This window comes from Streptomyces hilarionis (assembly GCF_024539675.1).
In the GTDB taxonomy this organism is placed as follows: domain Bacteria; phylum Actinomycetota; class Actinomycetes; order Streptomycetales; family Streptomycetaceae; genus Streptomyces; species Streptomyces hilarionis.
The window spans coordinates 14,603-38,241 of the sequence record NZ_JAHHIT010000008.1 but is presented as its reverse complement, the minus strand read 5'-3'; the positions used below and the strand labels follow the sequence as shown (position 1 = coordinate 38,241).

The 23,639-nt window shown below is 72.5% G+C and carries 23 protein-coding genes; 10 read left to right on the top strand and 13 right to left on the bottom strand.

Annotation, left to right across the window (positions count from 1 at the left end; all coding sequences use genetic code 11):
• On the bottom strand, positions 1–817 hold an 817-nt coding region (locus KMS84_RS03250), incomplete at its 3' end, for an SGNH/GDSL hydrolase family protein (RefSeq protein ID WP_256914471.1).
• Between the two features lie 249 nt (positions 818–1,066).
• A complete protein-coding gene (locus KMS84_RS03245) occupies positions 1,067–1,792 on the bottom strand; it encodes a DUF4232 domain-containing protein (RefSeq protein ID WP_256914470.1) in 726 nt (241 codons plus the stop codon).
• Between the two features lie 231 nt (positions 1,793–2,023).
• Here KMS84_RS03245 and KMS84_RS03240 point away from each other — a divergent pair, with 231 nt between their 5' ends.
• Positions 2,024–4,453 carry an ATP-binding protein gene (locus tag KMS84_RS03240; RefSeq protein ID WP_256914469.1) on the top strand — a complete coding sequence of 810 codons (2,430 nt, stop codon included), beginning with the start codon at positions 2,024–2,026 and terminating at the stop codon, positions 4,451–4,453.
• A 123-nt stretch (positions 4,454–4,576) separates the two neighbouring features.
• Here KMS84_RS03240 and KMS84_RS03235 read toward each other — a convergent pair whose 3' ends face one another.
• A complete protein-coding gene (locus tag KMS84_RS03235) occupies positions 4,577–5,404 on the bottom strand; it encodes a hypothetical protein (RefSeq protein WP_256914468.1) in 828 nt (275 codons plus the stop codon).
• Between the two features lie 267 nt (positions 5,405–5,671).
• On the opposite strand from KMS84_RS03235, the gene KMS84_RS03230 reads away from it, so the two are divergent.
• The 3 genes from KMS84_RS03230 to KMS84_RS03220 all read left to right on the top strand — a co-directional run bounded on the left by KMS84_RS03230 (position 5,672) and on the right by KMS84_RS03220 (position 8,642).
• The gene (locus tag KMS84_RS03230; protein WP_256914467.1) at positions 5,672–6,322 is read left to right on the top strand and encodes a DUF7691 family protein; all 651 of its coding nucleotides are present in this window, start codon (positions 5,672–5,674) and stop codon (positions 6,320–6,322) included.
• Between the two features lie 187 nt (positions 6,323–6,509).
• The gene (locus KMS84_RS03225; RefSeq protein WP_438818893.1) at positions 6,510–8,102 is read left to right on the top strand and encodes an eCIS core domain-containing protein; all 1,593 of its coding nucleotides are present in this window, start codon (positions 6,510–6,512) and stop codon (positions 8,100–8,102) included.
• Positions 8,103–8,159: 57 nt separating this feature from the next.
• A complete protein-coding gene (locus tag KMS84_RS03220; RefSeq protein WP_256914466.1) occupies positions 8,160–8,642 on the top strand; it encodes a hypothetical protein in 483 nt (160 codons plus the stop codon).
• 499 nt (positions 8,643–9,141) lie between these two features.
• On the opposite strand, the gene KMS84_RS03215 is transcribed toward KMS84_RS03220, so the two are convergent.
• Positions 9,142–9,969, bottom strand: coding sequence for an SAM-dependent methyltransferase (locus KMS84_RS03215; protein WP_256914465.1), 828 nt, complete (start codon positions 9,967–9,969; stop codon positions 9,142–9,144).
• A 346-nt stretch (positions 9,970–10,315) separates the two neighbouring features.
• Between KMS84_RS03215 and KMS84_RS03210 the strand changes: the two genes are divergently transcribed.
• The 4 genes from KMS84_RS03210 (at position 10,316) to KMS84_RS03195 (ending at position 12,329) form a co-directional block, all read left to right on the top strand.
• On the top strand, positions 10,316–10,687 hold the full coding sequence (locus KMS84_RS03210) for a hypothetical protein (protein WP_256914464.1): 372 nt from the start codon (positions 10,316–10,318) through the stop codon (positions 10,685–10,687).
• A gap of 1 nt (position 10,688) precedes the next feature.
• Positions 10,689–11,195, top strand: coding sequence for a hypothetical protein (locus tag KMS84_RS03205; RefSeq protein ID WP_256914463.1), 507 nt, complete (start codon positions 10,689–10,691; stop codon positions 11,193–11,195).
• A 131-nt stretch (positions 11,196–11,326) separates the two neighbouring features.
• Complete coding sequence (locus tag KMS84_RS03200) at positions 11,327–11,767, top strand: VOC family protein (protein ID WP_256914462.1); 441 nt, start codon at positions 11,327–11,329, stop codon at positions 11,765–11,767.
• Between the two features lie 91 nt (positions 11,768–11,858).
• Positions 11,859–12,329: a DUF5959 family protein gene (locus tag KMS84_RS03195; RefSeq protein ID WP_256914461.1), complete on the top strand. Its 471-nt coding sequence runs from the start codon at positions 11,859–11,861 to the stop codon at positions 12,327–12,329.
• Between the two features lie 82 nt (positions 12,330–12,411).
• Here the strand turns inward: KMS84_RS03195 and KMS84_RS03190 are convergent, their stop codons facing one another.
• The 3 genes from KMS84_RS03190 to KMS84_RS03180 all read right to left on the bottom strand — a co-directional run bounded on the left by KMS84_RS03190 (position 12,412) and on the right by KMS84_RS03180 (position 15,210).
• Positions 12,412–12,972 carry a hypothetical protein gene (locus KMS84_RS03190; protein ID WP_256914460.1) on the bottom strand — a complete coding sequence of 187 codons (561 nt, stop codon included), beginning with the start codon at positions 12,970–12,972 and terminating at the stop codon, positions 12,412–12,414.
• A gap of 211 nt (positions 12,973–13,183) precedes the next feature.
• The gene (locus tag KMS84_RS03185; RefSeq protein ID WP_256914459.1) at positions 13,184–13,405 is read right to left on the bottom strand and encodes a hypothetical protein; all 222 of its coding nucleotides are present in this window, start codon (positions 13,403–13,405) and stop codon (positions 13,184–13,186) included.
• Between the two features lie 254 nt (positions 13,406–13,659).
• The gene (locus KMS84_RS03180) at positions 13,660–15,210 is read right to left on the bottom strand and encodes a DUF4246 domain-containing protein (RefSeq protein ID WP_368860702.1); all 1,551 of its coding nucleotides are present in this window, start codon (positions 15,208–15,210) and stop codon (positions 13,660–13,662) included.
• A gap of 299 nt (positions 15,211–15,509) precedes the next feature.
• Between KMS84_RS03180 and KMS84_RS03175 the strand changes: the two genes are divergently transcribed.
• The gene (locus KMS84_RS03175; protein WP_256914457.1) at positions 15,510–15,806 is read left to right on the top strand and encodes a hypothetical protein; all 297 of its coding nucleotides are present in this window, start codon (positions 15,510–15,512) and stop codon (positions 15,804–15,806) included.
• Positions 15,807–15,937: 131 nt separating this feature from the next.
• Here the strand turns inward: KMS84_RS03175 and KMS84_RS03170 are convergent, their stop codons facing one another.
• Complete coding sequence (locus KMS84_RS03170) at positions 15,938–17,056, bottom strand: sensor histidine kinase (protein WP_256914456.1); 1,119 nt, start codon at positions 17,054–17,056, stop codon at positions 15,938–15,940.
• Positions 17,053–17,733: a response regulator gene (locus tag KMS84_RS03165; protein ID WP_256914455.1), complete on the bottom strand. Its 681-nt coding sequence runs from the start codon at positions 17,731–17,733 to the stop codon at positions 17,053–17,055. Before KMS84_RS03165 ends, KMS84_RS03170 begins: the two co-directional genes overlap by 4 nt.
• A 291-nt stretch (positions 17,734–18,024) precedes the next feature.
• Here KMS84_RS03165 and KMS84_RS03160 point away from each other — a divergent pair, with 291 nt between their 5' ends.
• On the top strand, positions 18,025–19,275 hold the full coding sequence (locus tag KMS84_RS03160) for a DUF418 domain-containing protein (protein ID WP_256914454.1): 1,251 nt from the start codon (positions 18,025–18,027) through the stop codon (positions 19,273–19,275).
• A gap of 115 nt (positions 19,276–19,390) precedes the next feature.
• Here the strand turns inward: KMS84_RS03160 and KMS84_RS03155 are convergent, their stop codons facing one another.
• The 4 genes from KMS84_RS03155 to KMS84_RS03140 all read right to left on the bottom strand — a co-directional run bounded on the left by KMS84_RS03155 (position 19,391) and on the right by KMS84_RS03140 (position 23,527).
• Positions 19,391–21,196, bottom strand: coding sequence for an ABC transporter ATP-binding protein (locus KMS84_RS03155; RefSeq protein ID WP_256914453.1), 1,806 nt, complete (start codon positions 21,194–21,196; stop codon positions 19,391–19,393).
• Between the two features lie 110 nt (positions 21,197–21,306).
• On the bottom strand, positions 21,307–21,525 hold the full coding sequence (locus KMS84_RS03150) for a hypothetical protein (protein WP_256914452.1): 219 nt from the start codon (positions 21,523–21,525) through the stop codon (positions 21,307–21,309).
• A 581-nt stretch (positions 21,526–22,106) separates the two neighbouring features.
• Complete coding sequence (locus KMS84_RS03145; protein ID WP_256914451.1) at positions 22,107–22,799, bottom strand: M23 family metallopeptidase; 693 nt, start codon at positions 22,797–22,799, stop codon at positions 22,107–22,109.
• A gap of 8 nt (positions 22,800–22,807) precedes the next feature.
• A complete protein-coding gene (locus KMS84_RS03140; protein ID WP_256914450.1) occupies positions 22,808–23,527 on the bottom strand; it encodes a peptidoglycan-binding protein in 720 nt (239 codons plus the stop codon).
• Positions 23,528–23,639: the final 112 nt, after the last annotated feature.

The following is a 23,639-nucleotide window of genomic DNA, read 5'->3' as shown; positions in this document are numbered from 1 at the left end:
GGGTGGCGCCGACCGTGGACCGGTCGGCCGGGTCGCCGGGCGGGGGTGTCGGCACCGGAAGCAGCTGTGGCCGCTTCGCCGTGCGGCCGTCACCGGACGACCGTCCGCGCAGGCGCCGCACCAGCCACGGACCGAGGAAGGAGGTGGCCCAGCGCAGCTCGTCCGCGGCCGTGCGCAGGCCGCCGGGGGCCGGCGCCGCCGGCTCCAGTGGACGGGTCCACGAGTCGTCGCTGCCGGGGAGCTCGAGCGCGTGGGCGACGGCGGCCGCGATGCGCTGGTGACCGACGGGGCTGGCATGGAGCCGGTCCGGGCTCCACAGGCGCGGGTCGGTGATGACCGGATGGTGCGCGCCCTCCGCGACCGCCACGCCGTGCCGTCCCGCCGCCTCGCGTATGCGCTGGTTGAGGCCGACGACGCGGGAGCCCAGGGGTCGGGCGAGCGCCTGGAGGCGGACGGGGAACGTGAGCGTCGCGACGCGGGCCCCCTGCGCCGTGAGCGCGGCGAACATGGCCTCCAGGTGGGCGGCCACCTCGTCCGCGTCGAACCGCGGCCGCAGGACGTCGTTGACTCCGGCGACGACGGTGGCCACGTCGGGGCGCAGGGCGAGCGCCGGCGCGAGCTGATCGGCACGCACCTGGGCGGCGCGCTTGCCCCGCACCGCCAGGTTCGCGTACTGCAGACCGGGACTGTGCGCCGCGAGGTGCTCGGCGAGGCGGTCGGCCCACCCGCGCAGGCCCGCGACGTCGTCACCGTCGCCCAGGCCTTCGGTCTGACTGTCTCCGAGGGCGACGAACCGCAGATACGAGATGCCGGCCACGACACACCCCTCCCTTCCCGTGGGCAGTACTGTCGACAGGCATTGTGCTGGGTTCTGCCGACCGAAGCCAGCCCGCTGGAAGGGCGCTCCCGACTCCGACAGGACCGCTTCCCGGCGGCACGGGCCCCTGGCAGCACGACCGGCCGCCGCCGACCAGGTGGTCGACGGCGGCGGTGTCGAGCTGTCGGCCGCCTTCACCCGGGCACGTCAGAGGTGCCCGGATCGTCGCGGCCGGGGGGCAGAGGAACCTCAGAAGTCGTCCGCGCCGTTGCGCAGTTCCGGGGTCCAGTAGCCGGTGAGGGCCTTCGCCGGATCGACGGCGATGCCCTCGCCGCCGGGTGCCGTGACGGCGATGACGGTGGAGTCGTCGCCCTCCAGCGTCACGGAGAACGCCGACACGGGCTCGTTGTCCTCGTCGACCCCGCCGTCCGACAGCTTCACCAGCGCGTAGGCCGGGGCGCCCGCCGCCAGCACGACCGGTGCGGCCGGCCTGCTCTTGGCGACGGCCGGCACGTCCTGCTTGTGGCTCTCCAGGAACTGCACGTGCGGGAAGCCCGTCAGCCGGCAGGAGTGCCCGGTGGTGTTCTTCGCGGTCAGGACGATGTGGGTGGTGGGCGTACCGTCCTGCGCGGCGGCGGTGACGCGGATGTCCCGCGCGGTGCACACGGGAGTGGAGGCGGCCGCCTGCCCGCTGTTCCCCCCGGCCGAACCGGCCGAACCGGCGGAGCCCGTCGAACCCTTGGAGCCCGCCGACCCCTTCGAGCCCGTCGAGCCGGCCGAGCCCGCGGCGTCGGAGGCGTCCGCGCCGGTGGCGGCCGTCGCCCCGGCCCCCTTCGAGGACGAGGCGACCGTGGCCGCGGGGGTCGCCGCGGACGAGGAGTCGACGCCGGAGCCTTCCTGGCATGCGGTCAGGGACAGGGCGAGGGCCGTGCCGGCGAGGGCGAGCAGGGCGGAGTGGTGACGTGCGGTGTTCATGAAACGTTCCCCGTGAGCGGTGCGGGGCCGCGGCTCGGTGCCGTCGGCCGGTGTCGTGGTGCCGTGATGTGGTGGGTGGCGTGGGCCGAGGGTGGACGGCCGCCGCGTTCGTCCTCAGTCGATCACTCCCGGCGCCGCCGGCCCAGGCGGTTCTCCCGGCGGAAATACCGTCGGCCATACTTCTGCCGGGGGCTCTCATCCGGACGAGCCGGACGACAGGGGTCATAGACGGTGCGCGTCGGCACGCCTTCCACGGGGGACTTCGGGCAGCGGTTGCGGGATCTGCGGACCCGCGCCGGATACAGCCAGGAGGCGCTGTCGCAGGCGGCCGGAGTGAGCGTCAGAGCGCTGGCCGACATGGAACGCGGACGCACCCGTGGGCCGCAGCGCCTCACCGTGCAGGCACTGGCCGAAGCGCTGACACTGGACGACGCCGAGGCGGCGAGCCTGGAGAAGTCCGCCGCCGCCGGACGCCCGCGCCCTCGTGCGACGACGCACCCCACAGGCTCCGGCGCCCTGGCCCTGCCGCGCGACGTCCGCGACTTCACCGCGCGCGGGCCCGCCCTGGCCCGGCTGCTGGAACTGGCGCGGCAGGCCGGTCCCGACCCGGCTGCCGTCACCGTCGTCACCGGGCAACCCGGCCTCGGCAAGACCGCGTTCGCGGTCCACGCCGCGCACCGGCTCGCCCCGCACTTCCCCGACGGCCGGTTCGCCCTCGACTTGCACGGCATGGACCCCGAACCGACCACCCCGCGAGACGCGCTGGCCCGGCTCCTGAGCGCCGTGGGGGTCGCCGACGCGGCGATCCCGCCCGGCGCCGACGACCGCGCCGGCCTGTGGCGGTCCCTGGCCCGCGAGCGACGCCTGCTCCTGCTGCTGGACAACGCCGCCGACGAGTCCCAGGTCGCCCCGCTGCTGCCGGGAACCGGCCCCTCGCTGACGATCGTCACCAGCCGCCACGCCCTGGCCGGCCTGGAGTCCGTCCACCGCACCGACCTGGCCCTGCTGCGCCGCGAGGAGGCCGTCGAACTCCTCACCCGCATCGTCGGCCCGGACCGGGTGCGGGCCGAGGCCCAGGCCGCCCGCGACCTCGCCGACCTGTGCGGGCACCTGCCGCTGGCCGTGCGGATCGCCGGCCAGCGGCTCCTGAGCCGACCGCATGAACGCCTCGCCAAACTGGTCGCCCGACTGGCCGCCGAGAACCGCAGACTTGACGGCCTCCAGGCCGGAAACCTCCAGGTGCGGGCCGCGTTCGCCCTCTCCTACCGGCAACTGGCCCCCGACTCGCGGACCTTGCTCCGGCGCGCCGCGCTGGCCGCCGGAGGGGAGTTCGGCCCCGAGACCGCCGCTCTGCTGGCCGGCCTCACCCATGACGAGGCGAGCGCGTGCGCCGAGGAACTGACCGATGCCGGTCTGCTCCAGAGCGATCCCGACGCCGAGCGGTACCACTTCCACGACCTGCTCAGGCTGTACGCCGCCGAACAGGTGGAGAGCGAGGACGGCCCCGACGTCCGCGACGCCGTCCTCGACCGCACCGCCGACTGGATGCTGCGCCGGGCCACCGCCGCCGCCCTGCACTTCGACGTCGATCACGAACGCACCGCGCCCCAGAGCGACCCCGACCCCGACCGGGCGCCCACGGGCCGGGAGCGGGCACGGGCCTGGCTGGAGTCCGAGCGGGCCCAGTGGCTCGCCGCGCTGCGCCGGGCCCACGACGGGGGCCGCGACCGGCAGGTCCTGGACACCGCCGAGGCCATGCACTGGTTCTCCGACCTCAACCAGCACTGGGAGCTGTGGGTGGAGGTCTTCCAGCGCTCCTCCGACGCCGCCCGCCGACTGGGCAGCCGGCAGGAGGAAGCCGTACACCTCAACTACCTCGCCTGGGCCCACAACCTCTGCGTGCACGACCCCCGCGCCGCCCTCACCGCCGCCGACGGCGCGCTGGCGGCCGCGCGCGAGTGCGCGGACGGGCTCCAGCAGGGCTGGGCGCTCGGCTACGGCGCCGGCGCGCTGCACCGGCTGGGCCGCACGCGAGAGGCCGAAGAGCGGCTGCGCGAGGCGGCCCGCTGCCTCGCCCCGCAGGAGTCCCCACAGGCCCGGCTCGCCGAGCTGACCATCCTCAACAGCCTCGGCACCCTCCTGCGCCAGAGCGGCCGGGCGGCGGAGGCGCTCGACATCCACCGCCGCAGCGAGCGGATCTGCCACGCGGGAGTTCCCGGCCGCACGGACGAGGTCATCGCCCTGTACTACGCCGTCGCCCGGCAGCAGATCGGCAACGACCTCGCGGCGCTGGAACGCTGGCACGAGGCCGAGGCGCCCCTGCGGCAGGCACTCGCCGCCTTCGAGGCCGCACAGATGCCGGCCTGGTCCGGTCCCGCCCGGCTCGACCTGGGCCGGGTACTCGGCGCCACAGGACACCCGGAGGCCCGCCGGACCCTCCTCACCGCCCGCGACACCCTCGCCGCCATGAGAAGCCCCCGCCAGGCCGAGGCGACCGAAGCCCTGACAGCCCTCGACGCACTCGGCACACCCGACGCATCGGAAGAATCGGGTGCGGGGGCAGGTGCAGGGCTGGGCGCGAGGGCGGTCACGGACGCCGCCTGCCCCGGCCCCGCACCCGCTCCGAGGAACGAACAGAGCACGACCGGTACCGCGGTGTGAGCCTCGTGTGGCAGCCTCCGGCCTTCCCCGGCCTCCGGTGGCAGGTCCGCGAACGCTCGGCAGTCGGCCCGCCCTTCCACAGGCCTTCGGACCCGCACCCGTACCTCCGAACCTGACGAAGCGCTACCGGCCCGCGGCGGCGGTCGCGGCGGCGGTTGCAGCGTGCCGAGCTTCCATCGCGGTGATGACCCGCTGCCGGGCCAGCAGCCGGGCCTGCTTGAGTCGGGCGTCGGCCAGCAGCAGGGGCACGTACCAGAACCAGCCCCACACGCTGAAGGAAACCGTCCCGCTCAGCACCAGCGCCTTGTTGGTGACGAGGACCAGCACGAAGGTGGCGACGTATGCCGCCACCCGGTAACGGACCAGGAGCCGGAGCGGGGCCCGCCACGGACCTGCCAGCAGCTCCAGTGCCGCCGCCACCTCGGCGGCCCGCAGGTCCTCGGGATGGGCGGGATCCTGGCCGCCCCGCTCCAGCGCATCGGCCACATCGGCGCTGTGGGATGCGATCACGGCGCGCTCGGCCAGCGCGGTGGCGGTGTTCTCCCGTAGGTCCTGCCAGTATCCTCGTCCGGCCCGGCCGAGGGCGTGCTCCACGCGTGCCGCCTCGGGCGATCCCGCGGGAGCCAGCACGGCGATCCGCTCCTTGAGCAGTCCCGCCCGGGCGCTGCGTCCCGGATAGGTCCACGCGTCGGCCCGCAGGCACAGTTCCCGATAGGAGACGAGGAGTCCGAGGTCCTCGGGCCACTGGGCGAGGCCGGCCTCGTAGGCCTTCTCGGCCTCGGCGTCGTGGTCGTCCTCGTCCTCCGCGGCGTGTGCGCGGCCGAGCCACCGATACAGCACCGGATCAGGTCCGAGCTCCCGGAGACCGGATTCGGCCACCGATCGGACCTTCGTGAATCCGCCCACGGCGAAGAGTTCCTCGCAGTGGGCGGCGTATTCCTCATGTGTCATGTCCCCGCCCCATCGATCAGTCAGGCCACACTCTCAGTCACGCGAACCACCTGGTCAAGGCGAGGCCCCGCGTCCAAGGCCGGCTGGGGGTCCGTTGGTCGCCGCCATGTGGCCGACATGAGGTCGGTCCGGCCGGCACGAGGGAGTCGAGCGCGAGTGCGTCTGCCGGCCGACGAGGTGGTCCCCCAGTCCGCGCGCCCTACGGACAGTCAGGAGGCGGGGGTTGGCGGCGGCGGGTTGTCAGTGCTGTTCGGCATGATGGCGATCATGAGTCACAACATCGCGTACTCCACCGCGGACAAGGCGGACGTCCTGGCCTTTCTGGGCGGTCACGGCAATCTGAGCGCGGATCAGCTGCGGCGTCTCGACGGGATGCGCAAGGCCGCGCGGAACACCCAGGACGACCTCGACCGTCAGGGCGTCGACTGGGGCCTGTCCGTCCCCGACGCGCTCGAGCACCTCATCGCCGGGCGCATGGACTCGGACGCGCAGTGCGCGGGCAACGCCTACCACTGCGCTGTGCAGCACGTCATCGACCACAACGCCTCCGACCCCATGCACCTGGGCACCTACGCGAAGCCCTCGACCTTCTTCGGCCTCGTCGACGACGAGATGCGACGCCTCGGCGTGCCGGACGACCTGCTGCCTCATGGCTACCTCTACGGCGGGCTGCCCGACGGCTTCCCGTTCGTCCCGGGGTCGATCGACGGCTACCCCGCCATCGGTCACCTTCCGCTCGCCAAGGCCAAGCCTGCCGCCGAGGCCTATCGCGCCGTGCTGGACGAGATGGCCGCCGACTTCACGTACGACGTGCAGGAGCTGGCCGAAAAGCTCGAGGAGGAGCACAAGGAGTGGGAGTACGCCACGAAGAACATCGACTGGTACACCCAGGACACCCTGTTCTTCAAGCTCACCTGAGGTGAGGCGGTCGTCGGGGCGACGCCACGCGGCACGCCCGCCTCCCGCGCCACGTGGCGGGGCTCCCCGGGCCGCGCGCCGCGCCGGCATGCTGCCCCCGAGTCTGCCCGTGCGGCCCTGGTGTACGTGATCGGCGGCCGGGAGCGTGGTGGGGACTGTGCACGGCCGAGGTTGAGGGAGAGCAGCGATGCGGGCGCGGGAGCAGGACACGCAGGCTCAGGGCTCGCAGCAGGCGCGGGACCGGCGTCCGGCGGCTGCCCGGTCGGCCGCCGCGCACACCGCCGCGGCCCTGGGCCGCGTCGGCGGGATGTCACCCGCCGCCCTGACCGTCCTCCAGCGCACGGTGGGCAACGAGGCGCTGGCCCAGCTCGTCGCGGACGAACGGCACGAACACGGTCCTGGCTGCTCACACGCGCAGGCCACGCCCGTGCAGCGTGCCCCCGAGGTCGACTCGGTGCTGCGCAGCGGCGGCCGTCCCATGGACGCCCCCCTGAGACAGGAGATGGAGGCCCGGCTCGGGGCCGACTTCGGCGACGTCCGTCTGCACGACGACAGCGCCGCTCGCCGCTCGGCCGCGCAGATGGGGGCGCGGGCCTACACCTCCGGCAGCCACGTGGTCATCGGCGACGGCGGCGGCGACCGGCACACCCTGGCCCATGAGCTGACGCACGTCATCCAGCAGCGGAGCGGTCCGGTCGCGGGTACCGACACGGGCGACGGGCTGCGGGTGAGCGACCCCGGCGACGCCTTCGAGCGGGCCGCCGAGGCCAACGCCACCCGGGTGATGTCGGGTCCCGTCCCCGTGCAGCGCAGTGCCGACGACGACGGGAGAGCGGCGTCGTCCTCGGACGGAGGGCGGACGAGCGAGGCTCACGGCCGCGGGCGGGCGGTCCAGCGCGTCGCCTACAACACGAACGCGGTCCCGCAGAGCTCGTTCATGTACCCCGTCGTGGACTCCGCGGGCCGGACGACGTCCATCGAGATGATCAGCGACGGTTCGCTGATCGGTTCGCCCCCGGCCGTCGACCCCACCGGCTACCCCTACATCCGCCAGCTCGGTCTCACGAACTTCTGGATCCGCTTCCACCTCATCAACATGCAGGCGGGCGGCCCCGGTACGGCGAACAACCTGGTGCCCGCCTCCAAGCGCGACAACAGCCGGTACGAGGCCAGCATCGAGAGCGTGCTGAAGAGGGAACTGAACACCGTGGCGACGGCGAACGCCCTGCTGGCGGCGAACGCTCCGCGCCAGTACGTCTACTTCGGGGTCGACGTGGACTACGCGACGGCCAACGCCCAGACCTCGCAGTACCAGCAGTCCTACGCCCCGTACTTCGTCCGGTCCCTCACGATCAACCTGAAGCGCTACGACCCCGCGGCCGGTGGCTGGCAGGTCCTGGCCGCCGGGCTCCCGTTCGCCTTCGTGGACCCTCAGCCGACCTACTTCGGCCAGGCGCTGGCCGCCGCCACCATGACCCTGGCGGACCTGGTCCAGGTCACCGGGAACCGCAGGTGGGACGCGGACGACGTCGTCTTCCTCCAGTCGATCGGTGCGGGCGGCGCCCGCAACGCGGAGTACCAGCAGCTGGTGCACCAGGCGGGCGCCCTGGGGGCCGCCGAGTCCGTGATCCACACGTTCGGGCAGATGCCCTTCCGGCCGACCCGGCAGGGCGGACGCGGCCCGCAGCGCGGCGCCGTCACGTTCTCGGAGCGCATCAACAGCGACACGCAGCTGGCCACCCTGGCCAATCTGCTCGCCACCGGCAGAATCACCACCTGACCCCGGTCGCCGCCCGTACAGGAGGGGCGGCGGCAACGACGAGCAAGGGAGCCTTCGTTGGCGAGTCTGTGGCGGGTGCGCGTCACGCGGGTGAGCGACGACACCGTCGAGCTGACCTTGTCGGCCATCCATCCCGACGCGGGAGAGCCGTCCGCGTCGGCGGCCTTCGCGATGCGGCTGCTCGCCGACACCGACCCCGAACGGCTGGACCGCGAGGCGGGGCCCGGAGCGTACTGGGACCCGGTCGCCCTCGCCGCCTACGCGGACCGGGTGATCGCGAAGGTCTCGCTCACGGCCCGGCACCGGCTGCCGTTCGACGAGGGCGCGGCCCGGCGGGGCATCGAGGCCGAACTGGGCGCACGCGGCCTCGACCCGGCCGACGCCACCGCCTGGCAGACCGCCTTCATGGAGGCCTGGGGCGCGTTCTGGCAGGACCCCGACCGGGTCCCGTCCGCCGTGCTCGACATCCGGCTGACGGACCGGTCCTGGCTGGTGGGAACCTCCCTGGGCCGGGAGTGGGACACGGCGGCGTACGGCTGAGGGCGCCTGCCGCGTACCGCCGAGGCCGTCGGCGATCCCCGCGCGTCACCGGCGCTCAACCGGGTTGCGGGGAGCGGTCGTCGAACGCCCCACCGCCGCGCGGACGAGCATCGGGCGACGCCAGGTCTCCCCCGCATACCGCAGCCCCGTCCGGCTCTCCGCACCCGAACCTCGAGCGAAGCTCCTCCCGGGGGCAGAACGCCGGGCGTCGCGCCCGCGAAAATGCGTGCGTCGGCCGGGGAAGGCCGTGTCTACGCTGAGCCGGAGTGGGAGCGCGCGTTCCCGCAGGCTGCGGTGCCGTGGCGGAGCGACCCGTTGCGATCGCCGTGGGCGAGGTCCCTCCTACGGCGACTGACGGAGACGGGTCGGACCTGCTCCCATCCGTCCGCGGGTTCGCATCCCGCCGGCGCCACAGCCGACCGCACGTCGCCCCGCCCCCGGACGCCGGGTGGCGCCGTCCGCGTCGGAGGGACGGCCCGCCACCCGGCGGTCACCGTCTCTACGCCTTGCGGGCCAGTCCGGCGGCGATGAGGTGTTCCCAGACCGTGAGCTCCCGTTCGCCGCCGCGGCTCCACGGGTTGTCGGTCTCCTCGGGACGCCACAGGGACGCGGGCACGATCCCGGGGTCGAGGATCTCCAGGCCGTCCAGCAGGGACGCGATCTCCGCGTCCGTGCGCCACCGGCCACGGCCGAACGTCTGCTGGAGGACCTTCTCGGCCTCCTCCGTCTCCGGGTTGTTGCCGGAGCGGAAGTGACTGATGAAGAAGTAGCTGCCGGACGGAACATGGTCGCGCCAGTAGCGGACGATGCCGGCCGGGTCCTCGTCGTCGTTGACGTGGTGGAGGATGGCGCTGAGGATGACGGCGACCGGGCGGGTGAAGTCGATGAGTTCGCGCGTGTCCGGGTGCGTGCGGACGCCTTCCGGATCGCGGACGTCGACCGCGACGACCCGGGTCCGGTCGTTGTTCTCCAGCAGCGCGCGGCCGTGGACGAGCACCTGGAGATCGGTGTCGACGTAGACGACCCGGGACTCGGGAGCGTGCCGCTGCGCGACCTGGTGGACGTTGTCCGCGGTCGGCAGGCCGCTGCCCAGGTCTATGAACTGCCGGATGCCCGTGGTCCTCGCGATCTCCGTGACCGCCCGGGTCAGGGCCGCGCGGTTGGCGAAGGCGATGGACACCGAACCGGGCAGGTCGCGCTTGAACACGTCGCCGATCTCTCGGTCCACGGCGTAGTTGTCCTTGCCGCCGAGCAGATAGTCGTAGACGCGGGCGATGCTGGGCTTGGTCGGGTCGATGGAGGAGCCTTCGTACGTCATGGCGACCATTCTTCCCGCAACGTCGCCCGCACACCCTCGTTTTGAGGTCTTCCAGCAGGTGGCGACGGCGTGCGCCGCGAGTGGGGCTCCTCGTGCCCGCGGACGGCCCAGCAGGGCGCGTGGCACGGGGGCTTGAGTGAGTGTCAGGTCCATCATGCCTGTTCGCAGGCGGTTTCGGTAGGACGCAGCGCACGCCCGTCCGGCCTTGTGACCGCCCGTACCGCACGCCAGACTCGTCGTCATCCACTCACCGGCCACCGTGCCCGCAGCCGTTCCCGCGGCCGCCGGCGCGTTCGCCGTGCCGTCTCGCCGTGTGACGTGCACCGGCCGGGGGGTGGCGGGACAAGGGGGATCGATGGATCAGGACATGGTCGTGCTGGCGCGAGTCAGGCTGCTGAGCGCCAACCGGCGGGTGGTGCGCGGCACGGAGGGGCTGTGGATCTACCGCCTCCTGACGCAGGTCGAACCGGAGACCTACGGATCGAAGCTGGCGTACGTCCTGGTGGAGGTGAGCGCGTCGCCCGCGGTTCGGGACCTGCCGGAGCGGCGGCTGGCGCTGTTGGACGAGGCCGTGGAGGTGGCGAAGGCCCTCGACACGTCGAACCCGTACCGGGAGAAGACGCTGGCCAAGGCGCTCGCAGCCCGGGAGCGAGAAGAGACGAGGCATGCGGACATGCAGAGGGATACGGATCGAACGATCCCGCACCGTGGCATCTGGGGATCATGAAATGGGCGAATGCGTGGGACGGGCCCGTGGGCTCGTCCCCGTCCAGTACCACCAGTTCGCCATCAGCGACGAGGACGGGCCGACCGGCCCCCGCCTGGAAGCCGAGCACAACGGACTGGTGCAGGTCACCGACGGCGTCCTCACGGTCCTGACCGGCATCCACACCGGCTGCGTCGACGTCGTCGTCACGCTCCACGAGAGCGAGCCTGCGGCGGACGACGACGACTGGCAGGAGTGCGTGGAGGTTTCCGCGCACTCGGCCTCGGGAGACCTCATGGTCCGCGGGCTGATGGACGACCTGGACGACGAGTTGCCCGTTCTGTCGTTCGCGGGCCCGGGCGACTACCGTCTGCGCGTCCACGCCAAGGGCCGTGACACCGCGTTCGATCTCGCGCCGGACGAGGTGACCGAGTGGTACCTGGTCCAGGTGTGGGCCGCGCCCACCGGTCCGCCGACGGTGCTCGGCCGGAGCGACGCCTACGGCGCGGCGGTTCGCCGCGGCCGCTGATCCACCTCCCGGGGCATGATCCAGAATCTTTCGTGGTGCGGCGGTCTGCGCGTGTCGAGAACACGGCGCCGGCTCCGTCCCAGGGACATCAGCGGTCATCACCGGCCGCGCGAGGAAGAGGAGACACCGGCATGGCGATTCAGCGGATGGACAACGTCGGCATCGTCGTCGAGGACCTGGAGGCCGCGATCGCGTACTTCGTGGAACTGGGGATGGAACTGGAGGGCGGTGGGGAGGTCCAGGGCCAGTTCGCGGACCGGTGCACCGGACTCGACGGCGTCCGCTGCGGCATCGCGATGCTCCGGACCCCGGACGGTCACAGCCGGCTCGAACTGGCCAAGTACCACAGTCCCGCGGCGAGCGCCGCAGGGCCGCGCGACCGGCCGCACAACATCGTGGGCACGCACCGCGTCATGTTCGCCGTCGACGACATCGAGGACACCGTCGCCCGCCTGCGCCCCCACGGCGGCGAACTCCTCGGCGAGATCGCCCGGTTCGAGGACAGCTACCTGCTCTGCTACGTCCGCGGCCCGGAGGGCATCATCGTCGGACTGGCCGAACAGCTGAGCTGAGACGATCGTGCGGGGAGGGCTGGCGGTCCGCGTTCCCGTTCACCCGGGAGAGGATGCGAGCCCACCCCGTTCCTCAGGAAGCGAGTGCCCGATGACCCCACCTGCCCCGGCGGATCTGATCAATCTGGAGGACACGGACGGGAACCGCTGCGTCGTGCGCGTCACCGGCCGCTCCCAGCCGGGCGTGCTGACCGGCCACGACATCCTGTCCGCCGACGTGCTCGTGTCCGCGAGTCTCGTCGACGCCCGGCTGGACGTCGAGCTCCTGCCGGAGGACCTCGACGCCTGGCAGCAGGACCTGTCCGACCTCGCCCCGGGCCGCCGAGCCGGCATCGGCGGAGACCGGGGCCTGAGCATCACCCTTCACCCGCACGCGGACGGCCTGGTGTCGGTCACGGTCGAAGACCCCGACCGTCTCACCACGCTCGTGGGAGTGCGCCCCGAAAAGAACTGGGTCGCTCGACACCGGGAACTGCTGCGACAGGTGCGCCGGACCTGGCCGAACGAGGTCATCGAGTCATCGCCGGGAGCGTACGAGTGGAGCCCGGACCGTAAGAGGTGAGAGGCGGGACGGAAGGGGCCCGCTCACCGGGAGGTGGGCGGGCTCCGTCGTGTGGTGCCGCCTGTTCGTGGTGGCCGGGTGATCAGAGGGCGGAGGCCTTCTTGGCGCCGGAGAACGCGGCGAACGCGCCGATGGCGAGGAAGAGGAAGGTCATCGGGTCGGCGGTCTCGTTCCAGCCCTCGGTCAGCACGTCGAAGTGCTCGGTGAAGAGGGAGGTGGCCGAGACGCCGAGTTCGTCGGCGCCGATCATCGCGATGCCGATGAGCTGGCCGAGGTAGACCGCGCCCAGCGACAGCACGGCGCTGAGCACGGGCAGCACGGGGTTCGTGCCGCCGATCCGGCCCGCCGCGAAACCGATGAGGAAGCCGACGCCGACGGCCGCGTAGCCGATCTCGTACTCGGTCGCGCCGACGATCGCGCCGTAGACGCCCGCGGTGACGAGGGCCACCGCGACGGCGACGACCAGGCCCAGGGCGAGGTTGCCGGGGGCGGGCACGGTCGCGGGGGCGATCGGGGCCGTGGGGGGAAGCGGGGCGCCGGGCTGCTGGGCGTAGGGGTTGCCGTCGGCGGCGGGCGGGGCGGCGGCGGTGGACTGCTGAGCGAACGGGTTGCCGTCGGACGGCGGCTGAGTTGGCTGGGTCATGACAGAATTCCCCCCACGGGCTGGTGCGACGAGCAGTGTGATGTGTGCGCACGAGTGTGCGACAAGATGCCGAAGACTAGCAGTCGAGACGACCCGCGCCATCAGCAATTTTCCGGGCGGGGGATGGGGGCCGCTGGTGCGGCTCGTGGTCGTGACGACGGGCCGACTTTCCTTCCCGCCCCGGCAGTTCACGCAGTCCGGTCCGTGCCGGTCAGAACAGTTCGTCCTGCACCACGTCGGCGGCGCGGTGCCTGGCACGCGGGGTCGTCCGCCGCGCGGGCGGCTCGTGGCCGAAGAGGGGGAGGGTGCCGTACTCGTCGGGCTCGGCCGGCACCGGGGTGGGGCCCGTCCCCACGTTCAGACACAGCGGGACCTCGCGATCGAAGTCCGCCGGCGTCATCGCCGGCCACTCGCGGTCCTGACGTCCAGTCATCGGCTCTCCTCCTCCCGTGCATCATCTCCTACCCCCGCCCGTCGGCCGGCACGCCCTGGTGATGATCAAGGACCCGGGTGGCCGGACGTCCGCCGACGTCGTCGCCGACGGGACATGGACGACCGGCCGACACCGCGTGCGGGAGGAGGCGGTTCTGCGCGTCTGGAGCCGGGACCGCCGGTGGCCCGAGCGTCGGAAACGCAGAACGGAAACGCAGAACGGAAACGCGGAACCGAAACGCGATACGTTCGCGGTCAGTGTTCGCAGAGGGAGAATTCCCGCTCGTAGAGCTGCTCATTGTGTTCGTCGACGAAGAACTTGCGTTCCCGCATGAGTTCTTCGCGATAGGACTTGGCCTGTTGCAGCGTCATGGTCGAGGTGGCGGACCATGGTTGCTGCGGTGGCACATCGGCTGTCGAGACGATTCTCTCCGACGGGTCGACCAGGAAGAACGCGAGAATCTTCCGGTGCCCGGGCCGAGTGGGGTCCGCGAGCCGGAACGGGCCGACGCGGTGTTGCAGAATGTTGGGGAACGCCAGGCAGCGGCCGGACGGGGTGGGCGTCGATCCCCATACCTGGTTCAGCGCGTCCTCGTTCTCGAGTCCGTAGACCTCCCGAACACCGTTGTCGTCGTTCTGTTCGTAGTGCGGATCGTCGAGAGCGGCCCGGAAACTCAGCCGGCTCTCGGTGATGTTCTCGCTGTCCCAGTAGTAGATGCCCGTCGAGACGATCCGCTCGTTCATCATCCCCTCGACGTGCCAGGAACCGCCCGCGTACTCGGGTGTGTCCGGGGTGAGGTGAATGGTGGCGAGTTTCACGATGACCTGGACGCGGCGGCCGCGCAGGTCGACCCGGGAGGACGCGTCGGGCAACGCGGGCGGGGTGAAGACCGGGGCGTCCGGGACGACTGGGAGACGGTTCTCCCACCAGTCGTCCAGCGCCTCTTCCCAAGCGCCGACCGCTTCGCCGTGGGCCTCGTCGTCCCCGTAGGCGGATCGGTCCGGATACTGCGGCTTCGAGTCGTACCACCCGTAGGGGTCGGCCTCGATCCGGAGCGGCCGCGGATGGCGCAGATCGGTGAGCACGTTCTCGAAGAGGGGGCGCAGGCGCGCGAACATGTCCGGCAGCACGGAAGCCAGTTCGCGATGACGTTCGGGGTGAACGTTGTTGACGTAGGAACGGAAGACGACATCGCCGTCCTCACGGACGTCCACATCCGTGGGCAGCCACTGGAATCGCTCCGAGAACTCGTACTTCGCATATCGGTCGGTGGGGTTCCGCCAGGCCCTCTCGGGTGCGCCACTCACCTCCCTCACCAGGCAGAACAGCGACGGGTGGACGAGATCCCACACCTGGCCGCCGGAACCGGGATGCCAGTCCTTCTCCGCTTCGGGGACCTGCTCCAGCACCTCGACCGCGGTGCGCAGCCGGGACCTGAGCCCTTCGTCGATCAGGGTGTCCGAATGCCACACACCGTCGACGGCGGAGACCTCGACGCCGGTCGGTCCGTCCCGCAGGGCGGCGTAATGGCGGAGTTCGGACAGGACATAGCGAACCTGCGCCTCGGTGAGGCCCTGGGAGATCGCCTCTTGCGTCCATCTCGCGACGATGTCGGCATCGTTCATCTTGTGGAACCATTCCGGTTTCGCCCGTATGAGTGCGCTGCATTGCATCATCTGAAGTTCCCGCAGTGTTCGGGGTGTTGCGAACGCCAGGGAACGGGCGGCGTTGAATGGCAGTGGAAAGGCGGACAGGTCGCTCAATTCCCTTGGTCCTTCCGGATGATGTGCGGTGGCGGGAAGGATACGTCAGCGGGCTGACACCGGGCCGCCGCCCCGACTGCCCGCAGGACGGCGCCGCCGCCCCCGCCGTGCGACGACCGCGACGCCGTGATCTACGGTTTCCTCCTGCACGGGTACGGATCAGTTCGACAACGGGGAAATACCGGCATGCGCAAGACGGCAATGCTCACCATCGGCCTGCTCGCGGCGGCCGGGCTGCTCACCGGGTGCGGCGGCGAGCAGAACGACGCCGGGCCGGCCAAGGCCGAAGACGCCTCGGCGAGCGACTCCGGCGCGGGGGCTCTTCGGCGGGGAGCGAAGGCGTGCCGCACCAGGTGGTCTTCGAGGTGGGCGGCACGGGCACGGCCCAGGTCATGGGGAACGGGAACAGCAACCACTTCGAGAAGGTGACGTTGCCCTGGACCAAGACGGAGTCGATGCGGCTGGAGGGCGCGGAGCTGGAGGTCGGCGTCACGGTGGCGGTGGTCCCCGGCTCGGTCAAGGGAGCGGACGGGACGCTCAAGCCCGCACCGTGCACCATCGAGGTCGACGGCGAGCAGGTCGCCGACAATCAGGACGGCAGGTCGGCGGCGCCCTGCGCATACAAGCTCAAGGGCTGACGCCCGGCGACATGGCAGGCGTTGCACAGGGCGGCGGGGGCGGTGGGTCCTGCCGGAAGGCCGATCCGCGCCCGGCGGGCCTCCGTCCGGGCCCTGCCGGGGCTCGCCGAAGGCACGTCGGGCGGTGGCTCTCAGGCGGGACGGATGGGAGCCCGTAGCTCGACCTCGTAGCCGCCCTGCGGGGTGGGCTCGGCGGTGAGGGTGCCGTCCAGCAGCTCGGCGCGTTCCCTCAGGCCGATCAGGCCGTGCCGGGAGCTGGGCAGGGCCACGGTCGGGCGGGTGGGAACCGTGTTGGTCACGGTGACGCCGAAGTGCCGCGCGTCGTGCCACAGGCGGACGTCGGCGCGGGCGCCGGGAGCGTGCTTGCGCACGTTCGTCAGGGCCTCCTGGACCGTGCGGTAGACGGTGCGCTGGGCGGTCGTGCTGATGACGGGCGGGAGCCCGCCCGTCAGGGTGGTCTCGATGCCGCTGCCGGCGATCAGCTGCTGGAGGTCGGCGAGGGTGGGCTGCGGGGTGAGCTCGGTCTCCCTGCCGCCGGACACACGCAGCAGGGTGACCATGTGGCGCAGTTCGTCGAGGGTGTTCACGCTCAGGGTGCGGATGGTGCGGGCGGCTTCGCGTGCGCCGGGGTCCTTGGCGGCGACCTGCATGGCTCCTGCCTGTACGGCGATCAGGCTGACCTGGTGGGAGACGACGTCGTGCATCTCGCGTGCCAGCTGGGCGCGTTCGCGGGCGAGGACGGTCTGGGCGTACAGCGCGCGCTCGTGTTCGCGGGCGACCTCGACCTCGACGAGCTGGCGTGCCAAGTCCGCTCGGGCCTGCACGAGTTGACCGAACAGAATGGGCGCGAACGCCGTGGCCAGGGTGTAGACGAACTGGATGAGCGTCCAGGTCCGGTCGTCGGACGACGTGTCGGACAGGGGCCACGCGAGGGTGCCCGCCGTCGCGTTCACGAGGGCGCAGCCGGCCAGCAGCGGGCGGTTGCGGGTGCGCGTGGCCAGGGTGTAAAGGGCGGCGAGCGGCGCCAGGGCCACGTCCATGAAGAGGGTCATGGGCAGGGTCAGCAGGACGACGGCGAGGGGAAAACGCCTGCGCACGGCGAGGGCGACGCAGCCGAGGGCGGCGCCGACCCACATGATCGGCGTCGCCTCGTCGTAGAGGTTGATCCAGGTGTCGAGCACGGCGAGCACGACAAGGCCCGCGTCGACGGCCCGGACAGGCACCTGTCGCAGTGCCCGACCGGTGCTCAACACCCTTGGCCCCGAGCCGCGTCGCCGCCGTCGTCACCGAGCAGTCCGGCCCGCTCCGCGAGGAGTGCCGCCTGGACGCGGCCGGCGACCCGCAGCTTGGCGAGGATCGAGCTGACGTGGTCCTTGACGGTGCCCGCGCTCAGATGGACACGGGCGCCGATGTCCACGTTGGACAGCCCTTCCGCGATCAGCACGAGCACATCCCGTTCGCGGTCGCTGAGCAGCTTCACGCGCGCCACGTCCGCGTCCTGGGGAGCCCCCGCCCCCGGATGGCCGCGCAGCAGAGCCCGCGACGCCTTCGGGGACATCACCACCCCGCCGGCGGCCAGGGTGCGCACCAGTTGGGCGAGCTGCTCGGGCTCGGTGTCCTTGAGGAGGAACCCCGTGGCTCCCGAGCGCAGCGCGGTCAGGACGTACTCGTCGGTGTCGAACGTGGTCAGCATGGCCACCGTCGGCGGCGCGGGAAGCTTCTGGACCTCCCTCAGGACGGTCAAGCCGTCGACGTCCGGCATGCGGATGTCGAGGAGCACGACGTCCGGGCGCTCGCGCCGGATCGCGTCGGCGGCCCCCGCGCCCTCCGCGGTCGCCACGACCTGGATGCCGTCGAAGGCGTTCAGGATCATTTCGAATCCGGACCGCACCAGGGCCTCGTCGTCCACCACCACTACCCGGATCACCGGCGTGCCCTTTCCCACTGGTCCGCTGCCCCGCTCTGTCACTGCGCTGTACCGCTCTGTCCGGATTCTCGGCGTCGCCGCCCACGTCAGGCCGCCCATGGTCCCGTACGGAGATCGCCCGCCGTCGACAGTACGTCCCGGACGGGACGCGACGGTGCGGCCGCCGTGCACGCCCGCCGCCCGCCGGGCCCGCTCCAGCCGTTCGGGGGGAGCGCTCCGGCCGGTCGGCGGGGGTCTGGCCCCGGTCTGCCGGATGGTCCGTCGCCCCGGGGCCACCGAAGGATCATCCCCATGACACAGACAAGACCGCAGCAGGGGACACCGGCCGTGCGGGCGACGGCGCCGCCCGGGCCCCGCACCACACCGCGGCCCGCGGGAGAGGCGCCGGGCAGCCCCTCGACGGGGCGCCTCGTGGGAGTGGATCTGGCCCGAGCGCTGGCGGTGTTCGGCATGTACATCGTGCACGTGGGCCCGCCCCTGTCGACCACGGACGGCGCCGCCGCCTGGGTGCGCTATCTGGCGGAGGGGCATTCGTCGGTCCTCTTCGCCACCCTCGCCGGGTTCTCCCTGATGCTGATCGCGGGCCGCTTCGAGCCGAAGACCGGTCCCGCCGGCCGGCAGGCGAAGGCCCGGATCGCGATCCGCGCCGTGGTCCTGCTCGCGTTGGGCACCGCGATGGCCATGGAATACGGAGGGGTGATCATCCTCGGGTTCTACGGCCTGTACTTCCTTCTCGCTCTGCCTCTGGTGCGCCTGCGCGCGGGGACCCTCGCGACGATCGCGGCAGGGCTCGCGCTCGTCGGGCCGCAGCTGGCGTTCGTCGCGACATCGCGGCTCGGCGACTCCGTCCAGCAGGACTTCAACGCCTACGACCCGCTGCACCGGCTCAGCGACGTGGGGGTGCTCGACCTGCTGCTCACGGGCTTCTACCCGGCGATCACATGGATGCCGTTCGTCGTGGCCGGCATGGCACTCGCCCGCCTCGACCTGTCCGCGGCCGCCGTCCAGCGACGTCTGGCGGCACTCGGCGCCGCCCTCGTCGCGGGCGCCTACGGGCTGTCCCTGCTGCTGGCGGGCAAGAGCGCGTTGCGCAGCGTGGCGGAGGACGCGGCACCGTCCAGCGGTTCCGGGGCATCGTCCATGGGCGGCCCGTCCGGTGAGTCCGGCGAGTTCGAGCGGTCGTTCTCGGAACTGCTGTCCGCCCATCCGCACAGCGGCACCACGTTCGACATCATCGGAAGCGTCGGCGTGGCGATCCTCGTGGTCGTGGGCGCGACGGTGCTGATGGACCGCCTGCCGCGGCTGCGCCGCCTCGCGCAGCCGGTCGTCGCCGTGGGCACCATGTCCCTGACGGCCTACGTCGGTCACTTCCTCGCCCAGTCCGTGCAGGGCGACGCCGGACAGGGGGACTCGTGGGCGCCGGTGCTCACGTACATCCTGGGGGCGATCGTGTTCGCCGCGATCTGGTCCCGCTTCTTCCGCCGCGGCCCCCTGGAGTATCTGCTCCACGCCGGCACCAAGCCCGCCGGGCGCATCCGCTGACATTCGGTCGGAGGCGGCGGACGTCGGGTGGTCCGGCCGCCCCCACCGCTCGGTGGGGCCGGCCGGACCGGGTGGACCACGCCCGACGGCACAGCGACCCCGTGGGCCGCGCGCCTCATCCGCGGGGGCGTCCCTCCGGGGTCAGGAACCGGGTCGCCGCGAGGCGCGCGTACAGCTCGTCCTCGGTCACCAACTCCTCGTGCGTGCCGACCGCGCGGACCTTCCCCGCGTCCATGACGACGATGCGGTCCGCGCCCGTTACCGTCGACAGGCGGTGCGCCACCACCAGCACGGTGGTCTCGCGGGCGGTGTCGGCGATGACGTCCCGCAGTGCCAGCTCGTTGACGGCGTCGAGCTGTGAGGTCGCCTCGTCCAGGAGCAGCAACCGGGGTCGGCGCAGCAGAGCGCGGGCGATCGCGATGCGCTGGCGCTCCCCGCCGGACAGTTTCGAGCCGCGGTGTCCGACCAGGGTGTCGAGGCGGTGGGGGAGACGCTCGACCAGGGCGTCGAGTCCGGTTCTGGCCAGGACGTCGCGCACGTCGTCGTCGGTCGCCGAGGGCGCGGCGAAGACCAAATTCTCGCGCAGCGAGCCTGCCAGCACCGGCGCGTCCTGCTCGACGTATCCGATCACGGACCGCAGCTCGGACAGCGGCCACTCCCTCACGTCCCTGCCGTCGACCAGGACGCGGCCGCCGGTCACGTCGTAGAACCGTTCCAGGAGCGCGAAGACGGTCGACTTGCCCGCGCCCGAGGGGCCGACGAAGGCCGTCATCCCGCCGCCCGGCACCTCGAAGTCGACCCGCCGGTGGATGTCCGGCGATCCGGGCGCGTACCGGAAGGACACCTCGTCGAAGCGGACCGACGCCGGACGCGGCCGTTCCACGGTCCTCGCCCCGGGCCGGAGCGGCCGGCAGCGGTCCGGCCGCTCGGTCGCCAGGCCGTCCACCCGCACGATCCGGGCGATCGCGGCCGCCCCCTCCTGATAGTGGGTCGCGGCGTCGACCAACTTGTACACCGGCTCCATCAGGTAGAACAGGTACAGCAGGAACGCGATGAGTGTGGACACGGGGATCTCCCCGGCGGCCACCCGCGCCCCGCCGACGGCGAGCACCGCGAGGAACGCCAGCTCCACGGCGAGGTTGTCCGCCGAACGGAGCAGGGCCTCCCACTTCGCGCTGCGCACGCCGTGGCGCCATGCCCTGCGTGCCGCCGCCTCGACGCGGGCGGTCTCCCGTTCCTCGGCGCCGGAGGCCTTCACTGTGCGGAACGCGCCGAAGGCCCGCTCGAGCCCGGTGGACATCTCGCCGACAGCCGCCTGGGAGCGCTCCGCGGCCCGCCCGATCCTCGGCATCACCAGCGCGACGCCCACGCCGAGCAGCGTGACCACGGCGAGCGTGACGCCGAGCAGGACGGCATCGAGGATCGCCATCACGGTGATCGCCGCGACGAGCGTCACCGCCCCGGTCGCGGCGGAGACCACCGCCTGGGTGGTGACCGCTCGCAACAGGGTGGTGTCGGAGGTCACCCGGGACATCAGATCGCCCGGCTGCATCCGGTCCACCTCGGTCAGCCGCAGCCGCAGCAGCCGTCCGACGAGGCTGCGGCGGGCGGCGAGCACCACCGACTCCGCCGTCCGTTCCAGCACGTAGGCGCCGAACGCGTCGGCCACCATGCTCAGCAGCACCAGCGCCGTCAGGGCCGGCAGGACGGCGCCGATCGTGCCGCCGGAGGAGAGCCGGTCGATCAGCGTCTTCGTGGCCAGCGGTTGCAGCAGCCCGCCGGCGGCACCGGCCAGCGCGCACCCGAGACCGAGGGCGACGGCCCACCGGTGCGGACGGACGTACCGGTACAGCTCCTTGAGCGTCTCGCGGGCGGGCAGGGACTCGGCACCCGTCGCCTGGGTGGCGGATGCGGTGTTCACAGGATTGCTTGCCTTCCTCGATGTCCGATGGGGTCGGCCGGCCGCGCAGGTCCGCGGCGGTGGCGGGCGCCGACGGCCCGCGCAAGGGTCTCGGGGCTCGCCACCCGGGCTCAACGGACCAGTGCGACCGCCCTCGAGGCGAGCGTGTGGACGACGTCGTCGCGGATGTCGGGGTGTACGACGGCCAGGACGAGGCCGCTCGCCGCCAACGTCATGCCGAGGAACTCCCAGAGCTCGCTTCTGCGACGGGGCGCGTGGCCGCAGCCCGCGGCATCGGACGGTGACCGTCGGGCGGCGTCGAGCCCTGAGTCGTGCGGGGTGTGTGTCATGCCGCCAGCATGGGAAGCCCGGCCCCGTGCAGGCCATCCGGCGATCGTCGGGTGCACCCCCGCCGAGTGGCCGGAACCGCCCGGGCACGCGCGCCCGGCAGGCCCGCCTCGCCCGGGCCACCGCACCGCCTCCGGCTCGCCGACCTCTGCGTCAACCGGCCGGGCTGGGTCAGCCGGTTCGGTCAGTCCCGTTCGAGGACGTCGAAGCGCAGCTCTCTCCAGCCGCCGCCCGTCCCACCGGCCTTGCGGCGCGTCGTCCACGCACGGGCCGGACCGCCCTGCCTGCGCGTGACCGGCGGCTGTGTTCGACAAGGACGCCGGAGTGCGGCACCTCCTCCGCGTACGGGGCGCTCATCCCGGCGAGGAGGAGGTCCAGTGGGGTGGCGAGCGCGGTGTCGCGGCGATCCGGCGGGCGTGGCGGTCGGCCCGGTCCTCGGCGTGGGCGGCGGCAGTCCGCCCGTCTCTCACTCACGGTCGGACCCGCCCGGCCGGAAAGCAGGGCGGGCAATGTGGGCTGTATGCCGGTCCCCTCGGGAGCCGGGTGGGTATGGCGGTCCGTGTTGACGGGTTCCTCGTCCGCTTCACCAACGGGGCTCGGCGACGTTGCCGTAGGACCAGGCGGAGCCCTTGGACATCTCGAAGTGCAGGTGCGGCCCGGTGGCGTTGCCGGTGCTGCCGACGGCGCCGAGACGCTGTCCGACGCTGACGCGCTGACCGGCCTTGACCTGGCGCTGCGACAGGTGGCAGTAGGTGTAGACGTGGCCGTTGTCGGCGGCCAGCCCGATCCACTGGCCGTAGGCTCCGCCGTCGCCGTTCGACCAGGCGACCGTGCCGGCGCGCACGGCGACGACGGGAGACCCCTTGCCGGCGGCGAAGTCCTGCCCGGTGTGCCTGCCGTGACCGTCGGGCTTCCAGGCGTAGGGCCCGCGCTCGTAGAACGCGAACGTCACCTTGTGGCCGGGCACGGGCGAGCCCGCCCGGCCGGCGTGCGCCGCGGCGGGCGCGGCGGCGCCCGCGAGGCGGAAGAGCCCCGTGGCCTTGCCGAGCGCGGCCAGCGAGGTCGGGCCGGGCAGGCCGTCGGCGTCGGCTCCCTTGAAGCCCTGGGCGAGCTGCTCGGCCCGGTAGGCCGCCCTGGTCTGTTCCCCGAAGAGGCCGGTGGCTCCGCCGGGGATCGTGCGGCCGCGCTTGATCAGGGCCTTCTGGACGAGGCGTATCTGTTCGTTGCGCATGCCGGGCCGGACGTCGGACGCGTTCACCGTGGGTGCGGGGGCCATGGGAACTCCTAATACCAGTGGGGGCGCCGCCGCGGATCCGCCTGCTGGACACGGGCCGCGAAGTTCGAACCGGACTGGTTCACGTGGTAGCGGTGGCGGACGTAGTTGACCGTCGCGCACATGCAGGCGACCACGTCGTACGGCGTGGTCGCCGTACCCGTCTGGTGGTAGGTGGCGAACGTGACCGGGATGCACTGCGTGGCTCCCCGGGAGCAGTTCTGCGGGTGGCCGTCGGAGACACGCGGACCGTTCGCGTTCCTGTCGGTCGTGTTGATCCGCCACTTCGGGCTGTTGCAGGCGGACTCGCGCTGAGCGATCGTGGCGAGCGCGGGGACCCCGAACCGCGGGTCCATGTGCGTCAGTTCGCACGCCTTGCGGGCGTAGCGCCGCATGGCCGCGTCGCCCGACTCGTCGCCGGGATCACGGAAGGTGACCTGGCCGAGGGAGAGCCGCCCGTCGACGGCGGCGGGCGCCCCCGCGCCGTCCACGGTGAAGAGGCCGGTGAGTCTGCCGAGCGTGGTCAGGGACGTCGGGCCGGGTACGCCGTCGGCGTCGGCTCCCTTGAAGCCCTGGGCGAGCTGCTCGGCCCGGTAGGCGGCCCTGGTCTGGTCGCCGAAGAGGCCGGTGGCTCCGTCGGGGATCGTGCGGCCGCGCTTGATCAGGGCCCTCTGGACGAGGCGCACGTCCTCGTTGCGCATGCCGAACTGCACGTGGGACACAGCGACCATGACGAGACCCTCCATTCGATCGCCGGGCCGGCTCGGGTCGATGGGGACGGGAGCCCGCGGATCCGCGAGAGGGGGGAGGTGCGAAGGCGCCTCCACTGCGCGGGATCGTGGA